15 protein-coding genes are annotated in these 15,502 nt (G+C 69.5%); all 15 read left to right on the top strand.

Annotated elements, in window-relative coordinates; translation table 11 throughout:
- Window positions 1-3 precede the first annotated feature (3 nt).
- The 15 genes from PVZ77_RS08465 to madL all read left to right on the top strand — a co-directional run bounded on the left by PVZ77_RS08465 (window position 4) and on the right by madL (window position 15,501).
- Entirely contained in the window at window positions 4-804 is an 801-nt protein-coding gene (locus PVZ77_RS08465; RefSeq protein ID WP_273807154.1) for an enoyl-CoA hydratase-related protein, read from the top strand.
- Window positions 801-2,735, top strand: a complete 1,935-nt coding sequence (locus PVZ77_RS08460; protein WP_273807153.1) for an acetyl/propionyl/methylcrotonyl-CoA carboxylase subunit alpha — start codon at window positions 801-803, stop codon at window positions 2,733-2,735. The genes PVZ77_RS08465 and PVZ77_RS08460 overlap by 4 nt, the downstream gene beginning before the upstream one ends.
- A complete protein-coding gene (locus PVZ77_RS08455; RefSeq protein WP_273807152.1) occupies window positions 2,732-3,646 on the top strand; it encodes a hydroxymethylglutaryl-CoA lyase in 915 nt (304 codons plus the stop codon). Before PVZ77_RS08460 ends, PVZ77_RS08455 begins: the two co-directional genes overlap by 4 nt.
- 79 nt (window positions 3,647-3,725) lie before the next feature.
- A complete protein-coding gene (locus PVZ77_RS08450; protein ID WP_273807151.1) occupies window positions 3,726-4,757 on the top strand; it encodes a LacI family DNA-binding transcriptional regulator in 1,032 nt (343 codons plus the stop codon).
- 148 nt (window positions 4,758-4,905) lie between these two features.
- Window positions 4,906-6,261, top strand: coding sequence for an MFS transporter (locus PVZ77_RS08445; RefSeq protein ID WP_133860710.1), 1,356 nt, complete (start codon window positions 4,906-4,908; stop codon window positions 6,259-6,261).
- A gap of 18 nt (window positions 6,262-6,279) precedes the next feature.
- Entirely contained in the window at window positions 6,280-7,638 is a 1,359-nt protein-coding gene (gene gudD / locus PVZ77_RS08440; protein WP_273829827.1) for a glucarate dehydratase, read from the top strand.
- Between the two features lie 213 nt (window positions 7,639-7,851).
- On the top strand, window positions 7,852-8,562 hold the full coding sequence (locus PVZ77_RS08435; RefSeq protein WP_273806318.1) for a YfdX family protein: 711 nt from the start codon (window positions 7,852-7,854) through the stop codon (window positions 8,560-8,562).
- Between the two features lie 129 nt (window positions 8,563-8,691).
- Complete coding sequence (gene mdcA, locus PVZ77_RS08430; RefSeq protein ID WP_273806317.1) at window positions 8,692-10,368, top strand: malonate decarboxylase subunit alpha; 1,677 nt, start codon at window positions 8,692-8,694, stop codon at window positions 10,366-10,368.
- Window positions 10,368-11,225, top strand: a complete 858-nt coding sequence (locus PVZ77_RS08425; RefSeq protein ID WP_273806316.1) for a triphosphoribosyl-dephospho-CoA synthase — start codon at window positions 10,368-10,370, stop codon at window positions 11,223-11,225. Before mdcA ends, PVZ77_RS08425 begins: the two co-directional genes overlap by 1 nt.
- On the top strand, window positions 11,225-11,539 hold the full coding sequence (locus PVZ77_RS08420; protein ID WP_273806315.1) for a malonate decarboxylase subunit delta: 315 nt from the start codon (window positions 11,225-11,227) through the stop codon (window positions 11,537-11,539). Before PVZ77_RS08425 ends, PVZ77_RS08420 begins: the two co-directional genes overlap by 1 nt.
- Window positions 11,532-12,398, top strand: coding sequence for a biotin-independent malonate decarboxylase subunit beta (locus tag PVZ77_RS08415; RefSeq protein ID WP_273806314.1), 867 nt, complete (start codon window positions 11,532-11,534; stop codon window positions 12,396-12,398). Before PVZ77_RS08420 ends, PVZ77_RS08415 begins: the two co-directional genes overlap by 8 nt.
- A complete protein-coding gene (gene mdcE / locus PVZ77_RS08410; RefSeq protein WP_273806313.1) occupies window positions 12,395-13,210 on the top strand; it encodes a biotin-independent malonate decarboxylase subunit gamma in 816 nt (271 codons plus the stop codon). The genes PVZ77_RS08415 and mdcE overlap by 4 nt, the downstream gene beginning before the upstream one ends.
- An 11-nt stretch (window positions 13,211-13,221) precedes the next feature.
- Window positions 13,222-13,908 (top strand): malonate decarboxylase holo-ACP synthase, encoded by a 687-nt coding sequence (locus tag PVZ77_RS08405; protein WP_273806335.1) that lies wholly within the window; start codon window positions 13,222-13,224, stop codon window positions 13,906-13,908.
- Window positions 13,905-14,840: a malonate decarboxylase subunit epsilon gene (gene mdcH, locus PVZ77_RS08400; RefSeq protein ID WP_273806312.1), complete on the top strand. Its 936-nt coding sequence runs from the start codon at window positions 13,905-13,907 to the stop codon at window positions 14,838-14,840. The genes PVZ77_RS08405 and mdcH overlap by 4 nt, the downstream gene beginning before the upstream one ends.
- Before the next feature lie 226 nt (window positions 14,841-15,066).
- Complete coding sequence (gene madL, locus PVZ77_RS08395; RefSeq protein WP_273806311.1) at window positions 15,067-15,501, top strand: malonate transporter subunit MadL; 435 nt, start codon at window positions 15,067-15,069, stop codon at window positions 15,499-15,501.
- The last annotated feature ends 1 nt before the right edge of the window (window position 15,502 follow it).

Below are 15,502 nucleotides of genomic sequence, written 5' to 3'. Positions count from 1 at the left end.
GCCATGACTGACTTCCACACCCTGGAACTGATCCGTGATCCGCGCGGCTTCGCCACGCTCTGGCTCGACCGTCCGGATCGCCACAATGCCCTGGATGCGCAGCTGATCGCGGAGCTGGGCACCGTGCTCGCCGAGATCGCCAGCGATCAAGGACTGCGCTTTCTGCTCCTGCGCGGTCGCGGGCGGCACTTTTGCGCCGGCGCCGACCTCGCCTGCATGCAGGCCTCGGCCAACCTGGACGCCGCCGCCAACCGCGCCGACACCGAGCGCCTGGCCGAGGTGATGTATCGCCTGCGGGCCCTGCCGATCCCCACCCTGGCGGTGGTCCAGGGCGCGGCCTTTGGCGGCGCGGTGGGCCTGGTCAGCTGCTGCGACCTGGCCCTGGCCGCCCGTGACGCCACCTTCTGCCTGTCGGAGGTGCGCATCGGCCTGGTGCCCGCCGTCATCGGCCCCTTCGTGATCCGCGCCCTGGGCGAGCGCGTGGCACGCCGCTACATGCTCGGCGCCGAGCGCTTTTCCGGCGAACGCGCCGCCGAACTGGGCCTGGTGGCCGAGACCGCCGCGGCCGCCGACCTGGAGACGCTGGTCGAGGCCTGGATCGCCCGGCTGCTGGACAACGGCCCCCAGGCGCTGCGCGCCTGCAAGCGGCTGCTGGACGGCGCCGGCGATGGTGTGCCGAGCCCCACGGTGCGCCAGTTCACCGAGGGCCTGATCGCCGCCGTCCGGATCACCCCCGAAGCCCAGGAAGGCCTGCAGGCCTTTCTGGAGAAACGTCGTCCCGCCTGGCAGGAGACCACCCCATGACCTTCGACCGTCTGCTCGTCGCCAACCGCGGCGAGATCGCCTGCCGGGTGATGCGCACCGCCAAGGCACTCGGCCTGGGGACCGTCGCCGTGCACAGTGCCATCGACGCCGGCGCCCGCCATGTGCGCCAGGCCGATCGGGCGGTGAACCTGGGCGGGACCAAGCCGGCCGACAGCTATCTGCTGGGCGAGCGCATCATCGCCGCCGCCCTCGCCACCGGCGCCCAGGCGATCCATCCGGGTTATGGCTTCCTGTCCGAGAACGCCGCCTTCGCCGAGGCGGTGGCCGCGGCCGGGCTGGTCTTCGTCGGGCCACCCGCCGCGGCGATCCGCGCCATGGGCAGCAAGTCCGCGGCCAAGGCGCTGATGACCGACGCCGGGGTGCCCCTGGTACCGGGGTATCACGGCGAGGACCAGTCCCTGGCCACCTTTCGCGACGCGGCGGCGCGCATCGGCTATCCGGTCCTGCTCAAGGCCACCGCCGGCGGCGGCGGCAAGGGCATGAAGATCGTCGAGCGCGACGCCGACCTGGCCGAAGGCCTCGCCTCGGCCCAGCGCGAAGCGCGCGCGGCCTTTGGCGATGCGCGGATGCTGGTGGAGAAATACGTGCTGCAACCGCGCCACGTGGAGATCCAGGTGTTCGCCGATGCGCACGGCCACTGCCTCTATCTCAACGAACGCGACTGCTCCATCCAGCGCCGCCACCAGAAGGTGATCGAGGAAGCCCCCGCGCCGGGTCTTACGCCCGCGTTGCGCCGGGCCATGGGCGAGGCGGCGGTGCAGGCGGCCCAGGCCATCGGCTACGTCGGCGCCGGCACCGTGGAATTCCTGCTCGACGCCCGCGACGACTTCTTCTTCATGGAGATGAACACCCGGTTGCAGGTGGAGCACCCGGTCACCGAGGCCATCACCGGCCTGGATCTGGTGGCCTGGCAGCTGCGCGTGGCCGCTGGCGAACCCCTGCCCCTCACCCAGGCCCAGGTGCCCCTGCACGGCCACGCCATCGAGGTGCGCCTCTATGCCGAGGACACCGACCAGGGCTTCCTGCCGGCCTCGGGCACCCTGCAGCTCTACCGCGAGCCCGCGGCCGGTCCGGGGCGGCGGGTGGACAGCGGCGTGGAGGAAGGCGACGAGGTGTCGCCCTTCTACGATCCCATGCTGGCCAAGCTGATCGCCTGGGGCGACAGCCGCGAACAGGCGCGCAAGCGATTGCTGGCCATGCTCGAAGACACCGCGGTGGGCGGCTTCGCCACCAACCTCGCTTTCCTGCAGCGGCTGCTCGCCCATCCGGCCTTTGTCGCGGCCGAGCTGGACACCGGTTTCATCGAGCGTCATCAGGCGACCTTGCTGCCCGCACCCAACGAGCTGCCGGAGGCCTTCTGGACCCTGGCGGGCCAGGCCTGGCTGGCGACGGTGCCGGCCGCCGCCGACGCCACCTCGCCCTGGGCGTCTCGCCAGGGCTGGCGCCTGGGCGGACCGCCGCGCATGGCGCTGCGGCTGGCCTGTCGCAGCGAGGTGCGCAACCTGACCCTGGTCGACCCGGTGGCCGTCGAGTTGAGCGGTGATCGGCTCCATTGGCAGGCGGAGGGCCTCCGCCAGAGCGCCCGCCTGCATCGCCGTAGACAAACGCTGTTCATCGAATGGCAGGATCGCCTCGAAGCCGTCACCTGGGCCGACCCCCTCGCCGAGGTCGCGCGGCAGGCGGACGCCGGCGGGCTCACGGCGCCGATGAACGCCAGTGTGGTCGCCGTGCCGGTAGCCGTGGGCGACACCGTGGAAGCCGGCGCGCCGCTGGTGGTGCTGGAGGCGATGAAGATGGAACACAGCATCCGCGCGCCCCGAGCGGGCGTGGTGGCGGCGCTGTTCTGCAGCCCTGGCGAGCTGGTGGCCGAGGGCGCGCCGCTGGTGGAGCTGGAGGAGTCGCCGTCATGAGCGATACCTTGCCGACCCGGGTACGGCTGGTCGAGGTCGGGCCCCGCGATGGCCTGCAGAACGAGCCCCGGGCGCTGGGCATCGCCGAGCGCATCCAGTTGTGCGCGGCACTGATCGCCAGCGGCGTGCAGCATCTGGAGGTGGGCAGCTTCGTCTCGCCCCGCTGGGTGCCGCAGATGGCCGGGACCGCCGAGGTACTGGCGGGGCTCGGGCGGCCACCGGGCGTGGTCCGTTCGGTGCTGGTGCCCAATATGCAGGGCTTCGAGGCCGCCCTGGCCGCGGGGGTGGATGAGGTCGCCGTCTTCGCCGCTGCCTCGGAGGGCTTCTCCCGGCGCAACATCAATTGCTCCATCGCCGAGAGCCTGGCGCGCTTCGTGCCCGTGGCCGAGGGCGCGCGGGCGGCGGGCATCCAGGTGCGCGGCTATGTGTCCTGTGTGCTGGGCTGCCCCTACGACGGCGTGATCGCCCCGGACCAGGTAGCCAGCGTGACCCGCGAGCTGCTGGACCTGGGCTGCGCCGAGGTCTCCCTGGGCGATACGATCGGCGTCGGCACCCCCAGCCGGACCCGCGCGCTCTGGCAGCGACTGGGACGGGAAGTGCCGCTCAGCCAACTGGCCGGGCATTTCCACGACACCTATGGCCAGGCCCTGGCCAACGTCTACGCCAGCCTGCTCGAAGGGGTCGCGGTGTTCGACAGCTCCGTCGCCGGACTGGGCGGTTGCCCCTATGCAAGCGGCGCCAGCGGCAATGTCGCCAGCGAGGACCTGGTCTATCTGCTCGACGGCCTGGGCATCGCCAGCGGTCTCGATCTGCCCCGGCTCATCGAGGCGGGCCACCAGGTGTCCGCCCAGCTGGGGCGGCGCAACGAGTCCCGGGTCGCTCGCGCCCGGGCGGCGCGAGCGGTCGACTAGCAGGGGCTCTGGCGGGCGCCCATGGCAACCGCCGGGGCTTGCTCTCATAATGGCGGCCTCTCTCACCCAAGGACCCGCTTTGGCCAGGAAGTCCCGACGCGAACTCGCCCAGCTCGATGGCACCGAGCTGCCCCTCACCGTCCGCGAGGTCGCCCTCGCCGCCGGGGTGTCGCCCATTACCGTGTCCCGGGCACTGCACCGCCCGAGCCTGGTGAGCGCCGCCACCCGGGAGCATGTCCTGGCCGTGGTCAAGGACCTGGGCTACGTGCCCAATCTGCTGGCGGGCAGCCTCGCCTCCAGCAAGAGCCGGCTGGTGGCCATCCTCCTGCCCACCATCGCCAATTCCATCTATGCCACCGTGGTGCAGGCGATCATGGATCGCCTCACCGAGGCGGGCTACCAGGCGCTGATCGGTCCCACCGGCTATTCGCCGGAAAAGGAAGAGGAACTGCTGGAAGCCATCCTTGGCCGCCGCCCCGATGGCATCGTCCTCACCGGTACCCTGCACACCCCGGCCAGTCGCGCACGGCTGGCGGCGCTGAACATCCCGGTGGTGGAAGCCTGGGACCTGAGCGCCGAGGCCCTGGACATGCAGGTGGGCTTTTCCCACGAGCAGGTCGGCGTCGCCCTGGCGGAGCACTTCGTCGCCCGTGGCTATCGCCGCTTCGGGGTGATCTCGGTGGACGATCCCCGCGCCATGCGCCGCAACCTGGCCCTGCAGGCCCGCCTGCTGGCGCTGGGCATCCCCGAACTGCCCATGGAAGTGCTGCCGCTGCCGGCCACCTGGGAAGTCGGCCGGATCGGCCTGTCGCGCCTGCTGGAACGCCCCGAGCCGCCGGACCTGGTGCTGTGCAGCTCCGACACCCTGGCCCTGGGGGTGGTCGCCGAGGCCAGCAGCCGTGGCCTGCGCATCCCCGCGCAACTGGCGGTGGTCGGCTTCGGCGACACCACCAATGGCCGCTTCGCCACCCCGGCGCTGTCCACGGTCAGCGTCAATGCCGACGCCATGGGTCAGCGGGTCGCCCAGGCGCTGCTCGATCGCCTCGCGGGCGAACGCACCGCGGTGAGTCTCGATACCGGTTTCGCCCTGATCGAGCGCCAGAGCTCCTAGCGGATTTTTTGCACGCGACCACAGATTTAGCGGTTGAATGATAGCGTTATCTGTTTAATGATAGCGCTATCGTTGTCAGACGACTTACAACCTAAGCCCGCTACACGATGTCAGCCCGCACACAAAAACAAACCAGTGGGAGCTCTCCATGCACGAAACCAAGCAGACGCGCGTCCGCTATCTGATCCTGTTCATGCTGTTCGTCGTGACCACGATCAACTACGCCGACCGCGCCACCATTTCCATCGCCGGCTCCGCCCTGCAAAAAGACCTCGGCATCAGTGCCGTCTCCCTCGGCTTCATCTTCTCCGCCTTCGGTTGGGCCTATGTGCTCGGCCAGATCCCCGGCGGCTGGCTGCTCGATCGCTTCGGTTCGAAGAAGGTCTATGCGGCGAGCATCTTCACCTGGTCGGTGTTCACCATGCTGCAAGGCTACATCGGTGAATTCGGCATCGGCACCGCGGTATTCCTGCTGTTCGCCCTGAGATTCATGGTCGGCCTGGCCGAAGCGCCCTCCTTCCCCGGCAACGCCCGCATCGTCGCCGCCTGGTTCCCCACCAAGGAGCGCGGCACCGCCTCGGCGATCTTCAACTCGGCGCAGTACTTCGCCACCGTGCTGTTCGCGCCGCTGATGGGCTGGATCGTCTACCACTTCGGCTGGCAGCACGTCTTCGTGGTGATGGGCGCCCTGGGTATCGCCTTCTCGGCGGTCTGGCTGGCGGTGATCTACAGCCCCCGCGAACATCCCCGCGCCAATGCCGCCGAGATCGACTACATCGCCAGCAACGGCGGCCTGGTCGACCTGGACACGCCCGGCAAGAAGAGCGAAGGCCCGAAGTGGAGCTACATCGGCCAGCTGCTGACCAATCGCATGATGGCCGGCATCTACCTGGGCCAGTTCTGCATCAACGCCCTCACCTACTTCTTCCTCACCTGGTTCCCCGTCTACCTGGTGCAGGAACGCGGCATGACCATCCTCAAGGCCGGCATCATCGCCTCCCTGCCAGCCATCTGCGGCTTCATCGGCGGCGTGCTGGGCGGGGTGATCTCCGACTACCTGCTGCGCCGCGGCAGCAGCCTGAGCGTGGCGCGCAAGACCCCCATCGTCGCCGGCATGCTGCTGTCGATGAGCATGATCCTCTGCAACTACGTCGACGCCGACTGGATGGTGGTGGGCTTCATGGCCATGGCCTTCTTCGGCAAGGGCATCGGCGCCCTGGGCTGGGCGGTGGTTTCCGACACCTCGCCCAAGCAGATCGCCGGCCTCTCCGGTGGCCTGTTCAACACCATCGGCAACCTGTCCTCCATCACCACCCCGATCATCATCGGCTACATCATCGCCGCCACCGGCTCCTTCAAGATGGCCCTGGTGTTCGTCGGTGCCAACGCCCTGGTGGCCGCCATCAGTTACCTGTTCGTCGTCGGCGAGATCAAGCGTGTCGAGTTGCGCGGTGTGCCCACGCCGCCCGCCGAAGCCCCGCTCGCCGCTGAAACCCCTCGCTGATCACCAAGGAGCCCGACCATGACGCAATTCAACGCCACGCCTGCCCTGCATACCGGCACTCCGGTGGTCACCTCGCTGGAAGTCGTGCCCGTCGCCGGCCAGGACAGCATGCTGCTCAACCTCAGCGGCGCCCATGGCCCCTACTTCACCCGCAACGTGCTGATCCTCAAAGACAACGCCGGTCGCACCGGCGTCGGCGAGGTGCCCGGCGGCGAGACCATCCGCCAGACGCTGGAAGACGCCCGCCAATTCCTCGTCGGCCAGCCGCTGGGCCAGTACCAGCGTATCCTCGGCCAGGTCCGCCAGGCCTTCGCCGGGCGCGATGCCAGCGGTCGTGGCCTGCAAACCTTCGACCTGCGGGTCACCATCCACGCCGTCACCGCCATCGAAGCCGCCCTGCTCGACCTGCTCGGTCAGCACCTTGAGGTGCCGGTAGCCGCCCTGCTCGGCGAAGGCCAGCAGCGCGATGCCGTGGAGATGCTCGGCTACCTGTTCTATGTGGGCGACCGCAACAAGACCACGCTGGACTACCGCAGCGAAGCCGAGAGCGACGACGCCTGGTTCCGCGTGCGCAACGAAGAGGCACTGACCCCGGAGACCGTGGTGCGCCTGGCCGAGGCCGCCTATGACCGCTACGGTTTCAAGGACTTCAAGCTCAAGGGCGGCGTGCTCAGCGGCGACGCCGAGATCGAGGCGGTCACCGCCCTGGCCGAGCGCTTCCCCGAGGCGCGCGTGACCCTGGACCCCAACGGCGCCTGGTCGCTCAAGGAAGCCATCCGCCTGTGCCGCGACCAGCACCAGGTGCTGGCCTATGCCGAGGACCCCTGTGGCGCCGAGAACGGCTATTCCGGACGCGAGGTGATGGCCGAATTCCGCCGCGCCACCGGCCTGCCCACCGCCACCAACATGATCGCCACCGACTGGCGCCAGATGGGTCACGCCATCCAGCTGCAATCGGTGGACATCCCCCTGGCCGATCCGCACTTCTGGACCATGCAGGGCTCGGTGCGGGTGGCGCAGATGTGCAACGACTGGGGCCTGACCTGGGGTTCGCACTCCAACAACCACTTCGACATCTCCCTGGCCATGTTCACCCATGTCGCCGCCGCGGCGCCGGGCAAGATCACCGCCATCGACACCCACTGGATCTGGCAGGATGGTCAACGCCTCACCCGCCAGCCCCTGGAGATCAAGGGCGGCCTGGTCGAGGTGCCGCAGCAGGGTGGCCTGGGCGTGGAGCTGGATCTGGACGCCCTCGCCCGCGCCCACGAGCTGTACAAGACCAAGGGCCTGGGCGCGCGGGACGACGCCATGGCCATGCAATTCCTCTCGCCCAACTGGACCTTCGATAACAAGCAGCCCTGCCTGGTGCGCTGAGTCGCTTCCGCCCGCCAGCGGCGACCGCTCCNNNCTCCGAGCCTTCGGAGCGGTCGCCGCTTTCGTTACCGCCTCCCGAAACACCTGGTTACAGCCACCGATAGCCTGCTAAGCGTTCGTTAAGCTCACCGGATCGACACTGAACTCACGGTATCTCGCAGTCCCGCCCGATACCCCCGCGGTTCCAGTCACTTTCGTATCCGGGAGAAGCACATGAACCTCAATCGTCGTATCGCCAAAAGCCTGCTCGTCCTGACCATCGCCTCGGTGTTTTCCACCGCCGTCCTGGCCGACACCCGGCCCGATATCGCCACCCAGCAGGTCGCCACTCTGCCGGCGATTTCCCAGCAGGGCCAATCGGCCTTCAAGGACGTGATCGCCGCGCGCCAGGATCTCTTCGAAGGCCACGTCGAGCAGGCCAAGCAGCAGCTGGGGGCCGCCGAGAGCGCCCTGCGAACGGCCCAGACCGACAAGACCGCCTACCTCAAGTCGGCCAGCGACCTGCGGGGTCAGGACGGCAAACTCGTGCCGGTCTCCGCGCAGGACGCCAAGGCCACATCCTGGCTGCCGATCTGGAGCGGCATGGCGCTGCGTGACGACTATGTCGCCACCCCGGCCAAGAACCAGGCCGTGGCCCAGGCCAACGAGAAGATCCAGCGGGGCGACACCCAGGGCGCCGGCGAGATCCTCAAGGTGGCCGGGGTCGACGTGGACTACTCCACCGCGGTACTGCCGGCGCAGGAAACCCTGGACCTGGTGCACCGGGCCAATCAGGAACTCAGCCATGAGCAGTACTGGCAGGCGAACCTGACGCTCAAGCAGGTGCAGAACAGCTTGAAATACGACAACGCCAACGTGGACGTGACCCCCACCAGCTGGTTCTCCAGGACCACCACGGTCTTCACTCCGGTCGACAAGACCTGAGCCGGTCGCGGGCACCTGAGATCCACGGAATCGTTAACCTCAGCGTAACGTTTCCGTCCTCAGGTTGATTGAACGCCCGGCAGTCGAGGTCTAGGGTGGCTCCACTACAGGTGATTCGTGGAGACCCCAATGACAACGACATCTTCCCCACCGGCTCGGATCGCCAGGCGCCGCAGCGACAAGCAGCAGCGCCTGGACCGGGTGGCCGCGCTGGCCGATGGCAAGGTGTTGCCCACCGCCTCCATCGTCGCCGCGCTGGAGAATCTGCTGGCCCCCGGCGACCGGGTGGTGCTGGAAGGCAACAACCAGAAGCAGGCCGACTTCCTCTCCCGCAGTCTGGCCCAGGTCGATCCGACCAGGCTGCACGACCTGCACATGATCATGCCCAGCGTCGGCCGCGCCGAGCACCTGGACCTGTTCGAGCGCGGCATCGCCCGCAAGCTGGACTTCTCCTTTGCCGGCACCCAGAGCCTGAGGATCAGCCAGCTGCTGGAAGACGGCCTGCTGGAAGTCGGCGCCATCCACACCTACATCGAACTCTATGCCCGGCTGCTGGTGGACCTGATCCCCAAGGTGGTGCTCAGCGCCGGCTTCATGGCCGATCGCGCTGGCAACATCTATACCGGCCCCAGCACCGAGGACAGCCCGGCGCTGATCGAGCCGGCCGCCTTCAGCGACGGCATCGTCATCGTCCAGGTCAACCAGCTGGTGGACGATGTCTCCGAGCTGCCGCGGGTGGACATCCCGGCGGACTGGGTCGACTTCGTGGTGGTGGCCGATCGACCTTTCTATATCGAGCCGCTGTTCACCCGCGATCCGCGCCACATCAAGCCGGTGCACGTGCTGATGGCGATGATGGCAATCCGCGGCATCTACGAACGCCACCAGGTGCAGTCGCTCAACCACGGCATCGGCTTCAACACCGCGGCCATCGAGCTGATCCTGCCCACCTACGGCGAGCGCCTGGGCCTCAAGGGCAAGATCTGCCGGCACTGGACCCTCAATCCGCATCCCACGCTGATCCCGGCCATCGAGAGCGGCTGGGTGGAGAGCGTGCACTGCTTTGGCACCGAGCTGGGCATGGAGGGCTATATCGCCCAGCGTCCGGACGTCTTCTTCACCGGTCGCGATGGCTCGCTGAGATCCAACCGGCTGCTCTGCCAGCTGGCCGGTCAGTACGCCGTGGACCTCTTCATCGGCGCCACCCTGCAGGTGGATGGCGACGGCCATTCCTCCACCGTGACCCGGGGCCGCCTCGCCGGCTTCGGTGGCGCGCCCAACATGGGCCATGATCCGCACGGTCGGCGTCACCCCACCCCGGCCTGGCTGGACATGCGGCAGCAGACCGGTGACAGCGCGCCCGCCCTGCTGGAACGCGGCAGGAAGCTGGTGGTGCAGATGGTCGAGACCTTCCAGGAAGGCGGCAAACCCACCTTCGTCGACACCCTGGATGCCGTGGAGGTGGCGCGCAAAAGCGGCATGCCGCTGGCGCCCATCATGGTCTATGGCGACGACGTCACCCACCTGCTCACCGAAGAAGGCATCGCCTATCTCTACCGCGCCCGCTCCCTGGAAGAGCGCCGGGCGATGATCGCGGCCGTGGCCGGGGTCACCGCCATCGGCCTGCACAGCAATCCGGCCGAGGCCCGCCGCCTGCGCCAGGAAGGCCTGGTAGCCCTGCCCGAGGACCTCGGCATCCGCCGCACCGATGCCAGTCGCGAATTGCTCGCCGCCAAGAGCATCGGCGAGCTGGTGGAGTGGTCGGGCGGCCTCTATCAACCCCCGGCCAAGTTCAGGAGCTGGTGATGCGCGCCCTCGCCCGCCGTACCTCATCGCCCGCCGAACGCCTGGCCGAGTTGGCCGTATCCGCGCTGGTGGACGAAGCCGAACTCTCGCCCAAGCCGGCCCTGGTGGATCGCCGCGGCCAGGGCGCCCACAGTGACCTCAGCCTCGGCCTGATGCTGACCTCGGCCCAGGCCCTGCAGCCCTGTTTCCAGGCCATGGCCGAAGCCGCCGAGCAGGACCTGCCCGCCGCCGAATTGCGCCGCCTGATCGGCCAACTGGGGCGTGACGGCGAAGCCGCCATGCTGCAGGTCACCCATGGGGTCAACACTCACCGCGGCGCCATCTGGGCGCTGGGGCTGCTGGTGACGGCGACCGTGCATGGGCGTCCGGCCTCGGCCCAGGCGCTGTGCCTGGCGGCCGGGCGCCTGGCCAGCCTGCCCGATCCCGCGGCGCCCCAGGCGGCGCCCAGCCATGGCCAGCGCGTCGCACAGCGCTACGGCGTGGGCGGCGCCCGGGCCGAGGCCGCCGCGGGCTTTCCCGCCATCCACCAGCGCGGGCTGCCGCAGTTGCGCGCCAGCCGCCAGGCCGGTGCCGGCGAGCAGAACGCTCGCCTGGATGCGCTCCTGGCCATCATGACCGCGCTGGACGATACCTGTGTGTTGCACCGCGCGGGCCCCGCGGCCCTCACCACCATGCAGCAGGGCGCCCGCGCCGTGCTGCAGGCCGGGGGCAGCGCCAGTCTCGCCGGGCGCCGCCAACTGCTGACCCTGGACCGCCAGTTGCTGGCCGCCAATGCCTCTCCCGGCGGCGCCGCCGATCTGCTGGCCGCCACCCTTCTCGTCGATCGCCTGGAGCCACGGCTCCCTGGAGACCTCTGATGGAACACTTCACCTGCAGCTATCCGGCCAGCCAGCGCCGCCAGGGTCGCGCCCTGGTGGGCTGTGTCGGTTCGGGGGACCTGGAGGTCCTGCTCGAACCCGCCGCCGCCGACTTCACCCTCAGGGTGACCACCTCGGTCAACGGCAGCGAACCGCGCTGGCGCGCCCTCTTCGACCGGCTGTTCGCCGCCCGCGAGGACCTGCCGGCGCTGACCCTGGACATCCATGACTTCGGCGCCACCCCTGGCGTGGTGCGGCTGCGCCTGGAGCAGGGCCTGGAAACCCTCGACCTGGAGGAAAGCCCCCATGGCTGAAGCCACCCTTCCCGATGTCCAGGAGCTGCTGCACAGCCGCAGCTTCGTCGAACTTGGCGCCCGCGAGCGGGCCCGTGTGGTGCTCGATGCCGGCAGCTTTCGCGAGCTGGTCGGTCCTTTCGAGCGGCTGATGTCGCCGTGGCTGCCCAAGCAGGGCATCGTCTGCCAGGCCGATGATGGCGTGGTGGTGGCCAAGGGGCTGATCGACGGCCAGCCGGCGGTGGTCTGCGCCATCGAGGGCGCCTTCCAAGGCGGCAGCATGGGCGAAGTGGGCGGCGCCAAGATCGCCGGTGCCCTGGAGCTGGCGCTGGAAGACAACCTCGCCGGCACCCCGACCCGCGCGGTGCTGCTGCTGGAAACCGGCGGCGTGCGCCTGCAGGAGGCCAATCTGGGCCTCGCCGCCATCGCCGAGATCCAGGCGGCCATCGTCGCCCTGCGCGCGCACCAGCCGGTCATCGGCGTCATCGCCGGCAGCGTCGGCTGCTTTGGCGGCATGTCCATCGCCGCGGGCCTGTGCAGTCAGCTGATCGTCACCCGCGAGGCCCGCCTGGGACTCAACGGTCCCCAGGTGATCGAGCAGGAAGCCGGCATCGAGGAATACGATTCCCGCGATCGCCCCTTCATCTGGAGCCTGACCGGCGGCGAGCAGCGGGTCGCCACGGGCCTGGCCGACGTCTTCGTCGCCGACGACAGCGCCGCCGTGACCGCCGCCATCCGCCTGGGCTTCACCCAGGGCGCTGCCGCCCCCCTGCGCAGCCAGCGGGCCGACCACTACCTGACGCGTCTTGCCGATCTCGGCAGCCGTCCCCAGGCGGACGCCGCGGCGGTTCGCCACCTCTATGCCGGAGACCAGCCATGAGCACCCAGCCTTCGCAACGCGGCCTGACCTGGTTCCAGGCGCTGGCCGGCCAGGGCGAGGCCGTCACCGGCCTGCCCGCCTCCCTGCGCGTCGCCGACCTCGAACTGGCCGGACGCCCCGCACGCTGGCTGGCGGTGGTAGCGGATGCCGAAAACCCCTTTCCTCGTGCTCGCCAGGGCGAGGTCGGCCTGTTGGAGGGTTGGGGCCTGGCCCGGGCCCTTCAGCAGGCCATCGCCGAGGATGCCGGCGCCGCGGTGAAACGCACCCTGATCGCCCTGGTGGACGTTCCCAGCCAGGCCTATGGTCGCCGCGAGGAGGCCTATGGCATCCACCAGGCCCTGGCCGGAGCCGCCGGCGCCTACGCCGAGGCGCGCCTGGCCGGGCACCCGGTACTGGGCCTGCTGGTGGGCAAGGCCATGTCCGGGGGTTTTCTGGCCCACGGCTACCAGGCCAATCGGCTGCTGGCCCTGCGTGATCCCCAGGTGCAGGTGCACGCCATGGGCAAGGCCTCGGCCGCGCGCGTGACCCTGCGCAGTGTCGAGGAGCTGGAGCGCCTGGCGGCGGACATCCCGCCCATGGCCTACGACCTGGACAGCTATGCCTCCCTGGGCCTGCTCTGGCGCCAGCTGGAGGTCGTCCAGCCCGACCAGCCTGCGGGCGAAGATCTACAGCAGGTACGCCAGGCCCTGGCCGACGCCCAGGCCGATGTGCTCGCCAGCGGCGCCACCGATCTCGAACTGCGGCTGGACGGCGCCAATCGCGCGGCCTCTCGCGCAGTACGCGAACGCCTGCGGGCGGGATGGAACGCGTGATGAGCGGGCGGATGGGCCCGTTGGGCTTCGCTGCGCTCAACCCAACCTACGACGCTCAGGTAGGTTGGGGTGAGCGCAGCGAAGCCCAACACCGCCCTCACGACCTCCTCTGGGGCCTCACCCCGGACGCCTTGCCCGCGCGCGCCCCCAGCTGGGCCTGCCAGGTTGCCCAAGCCGGCCTGCCCGTCGTCGTCCGCCGCGCGACACCTGAGCCTAGCCGCATCCCCGTCGGGCTGCGGGGTGTCACCCGCGCTGAGCGGCTGGGGACCTGGCTGGAACCTGGTGCCGTGCTGGAGCGGTACTCTCCTGAACACCTGCGGATCTCGGCCGGCTGCCGCGATCTGCCCGTCTTCGACACCCTTGCCCGCGTGCAAACCCGGCTGGATGACATCGGCCTGCCCTGGGGCCCCACCGGCGCCGCGGGCTACGAGCTGGCCTCTGGCTGGCCAGCCCTGCATGCGGGGAGCGATCTGGATCTGCTGATCCGCTGCGCAACCCCTCTTCCGCGCGAGCAGGCGCGGGCCTTGCTGGCGTCCCTGCAAACGCAGGCGCTATGCCGCCTGGACATCCTGCTGGAGACCCCACTCGGCGGCGTGGCCCTGGCCGATTGGGCCGGAGACGCCTCATGCGTGCTGCTCAAGACCGCTGCCGGTCCCCAGCTGGCGAGTGATCCCTGGCCGGAGGCGCGCGCCGCATGAGCACCCTCTTCCAGTTTCCCGGCCAGGGCGCCCAGCGTCCCGGCATGCTGCATGCCCTGCCCGAGGACGCCGAGGTCCGGCGCACCCTGGTGGAAGCCGCCGAGGCGCTGGACATCGATCCCTTGAACCTGGACTCCGCCCAGGCCTTGGAACACACCCGCGCCGTGCAGCTCTGCCTGCTGATCGCCGGCGTCGCCACCGCGCGCCTGCTGCTGAGCCGCGGACCGGCGCCACAGCTGGTGGCCGGGCTGTCCATTGGCGCCTATGCCGCGGCGGTGGTGGCCGAGGCCCTGGACTTCGCCAATGCCCTGCGCCTGGTGGCCCGTCGCGGTGAGCTGATGCAGGCAGCCTATCCGTCCGGCTACGGCATGCTGGCCATACTTGGTCTGGAACGCGGCACGGTGGAACGCCTGGTCGCCAATCACCATCGGCCTGACGCGCCGCTGTACCTGGCCAATGCCAACGCCGAGCAGCAATACGTGGTCGCGGGTAGCGACGCCGGCCTGGCCGTGCTGTCCGGGGCAGCGCGTACCCAGGGCGCCGCGGCGGCCAAGCGCCTGGCCATGAGCGTGCCGTCCCACTGCCCGCTGCTCGCCGAAGCGGCCCGGACCCTGGACCAGGCCTTCGCCGAAGTCGAGCTACGCGCGCCTCGGCTGGCCTATCTGAGCGGTACTTCGGCACGCCGGCTGGTGCGTGCCGAGCAGTTGCGCGACGACCTGGCCTTCAACATGGCGCGGCCCATCGAATGGCACGCCACTCTGGAAGCCGCTCGCGAGCGCGGCGTGCGCCTGGCCATCGAACTGGCGCCCGGCAGCGTGCTTACCCAACTGGCCAGGCGCGTGCTGCCCGCCAGCGGCGTGCTGGCCTGGCAGGATACCCACCCCGACACCCTGGACGCGCTGCGGCGCGAGGAGGCGGAACGACTGGACTGAGCATTTCGCACAAGGCGGTCGCCCTCACCCCAGCCCTCTCCCCTAGGGAGAGGGGGTAAAAAGCGAGCGCGGTGCCAGGCTTCCACCCAACCCACACAGGATCCGAAGAGACCTTCAAACACGGCAGCTGCCCTCACCTGAACCCTCTCCCCCAAGGGCGAGAGGGTAAGCAGCGAGAGCGGTGCCAGGCCTCACCCCACACCAAGCCCAACCGAGGACAACAACAATGATCATCTACGGTGTAGCGCTTCTGGCCGTCTGCATGCTTGCAGGCGTCATCATCGGCGACTTCCTGGGCGTCCTGCTCGGGGTCAAGTCCAATGTCGGCGGGGTAGGCATCGCCATGCTCCTGCTGATCTGCGCCCGGCTCTACATGGTGCGGCATGGCGGCATGAGCAAGGAATGCGAATTCGGCGTCGGCTTCTGGGGTGCGCTGTACATCCCGGTGGTGGTGGCCATGGCCGCCCAGCAGAACGTGGTCACCGCCCTGCATGGCGGACCCGTGGCAGTGCTGGCGGCCGTCGGCGCCGTGGGTATCTGCGGCGTGACCATCGCCCTGATCAGCCGCAGCCATCGCGGCGAACCGCTACCACCGCTGCCGGATGCAGCCGTTGCACCTGCGCCAGCGGTCGCCCATGCCGCGCCAGCCGGAGGTCGCTAGG

The sequence above is a fragment of the Pseudomonas sp. SHLD1 genome (assembly GCF_028640935.1).
Taxonomy (GTDB): domain Bacteria; phylum Pseudomonadota; class Gammaproteobacteria; order Pseudomonadales; family Pseudomonadaceae; genus Chryseomonas; species Chryseomonas aestiva.
Note: the sequence above shows the minus strand (reverse complement) of the source record. Positions and strands in the feature narration are given on the sequence as shown.

Bases quoted from the DNA above. Each gene is read 5' to 3' on its own strand.
- PVZ77_RS08465 (WP_273807154.1), top strand. From the start codon at position 4: ATGACTGACTTCCACACCCTGGAACTGATCCGTGATCCGCGCGGCTTC.
- PVZ77_RS08460 (WP_273807153.1), top strand. From the start codon at position 801: ATGACCTTCGACCGTCTGCTCGTCGCCAACCGCGGCGAGATCGCCTGC.
- PVZ77_RS08455 (WP_273807152.1), top strand. From the start codon at position 2,732: ATGAGCGATACCTTGCCGACCCGGGTACGGCTGGTCGAGGTCGGGCCC.
- PVZ77_RS08445 (WP_133860710.1), top strand. From the start codon at position 4,906: ATGCACGAAACCAAGCAGACGCGCGTCCGCTATCTGATCCTGTTCATG.
- gudD (WP_273829827.1), top strand. From the start codon at position 6,280: ATGACGCAATTCAACGCCACGCCTGCCCTGCATACCGGCACTCCGGTG.
- PVZ77_RS08435 (WP_273806318.1), top strand. From the start codon at position 7,852: ATGAACCTCAATCGTCGTATCGCCAAAAGCCTGCTCGTCCTGACCATC.
- mdcA (WP_273806317.1), top strand. From the start codon at position 8,692: ATGACAACGACATCTTCCCCACCGGCTCGGATCGCCAGGCGCCGCAGC.
- PVZ77_RS08425 (WP_273806316.1), top strand. From the start codon at position 10,368: ATGCGCGCCCTCGCCCGCCGTACCTCATCGCCCGCCGAACGCCTGGCC.
- PVZ77_RS08420 (WP_273806315.1), top strand. From the start codon at position 11,225: ATGGAACACTTCACCTGCAGCTATCCGGCCAGCCAGCGCCGCCAGGGT.
- PVZ77_RS08415 (WP_273806314.1), top strand. From the start codon at position 11,532: ATGGCTGAAGCCACCCTTCCCGATGTCCAGGAGCTGCTGCACAGCCGC.
- mdcE (WP_273806313.1), top strand. From the start codon at position 12,395: ATGAGCACCCAGCCTTCGCAACGCGGCCTGACCTGGTTCCAGGCGCTG.
- PVZ77_RS08405 (WP_273806335.1), top strand. From the start codon at position 13,222: ATGGGCCCGTTGGGCTTCGCTGCGCTCAACCCAACCTACGACGCTCAG.
- mdcH (WP_273806312.1), top strand. From the start codon at position 13,905: ATGAGCACCCTCTTCCAGTTTCCCGGCCAGGGCGCCCAGCGTCCCGGC.
- madL (WP_273806311.1), top strand. From the start codon at position 15,067: ATGATCATCTACGGTGTAGCGCTTCTGGCCGTCTGCATGCTTGCAGGC.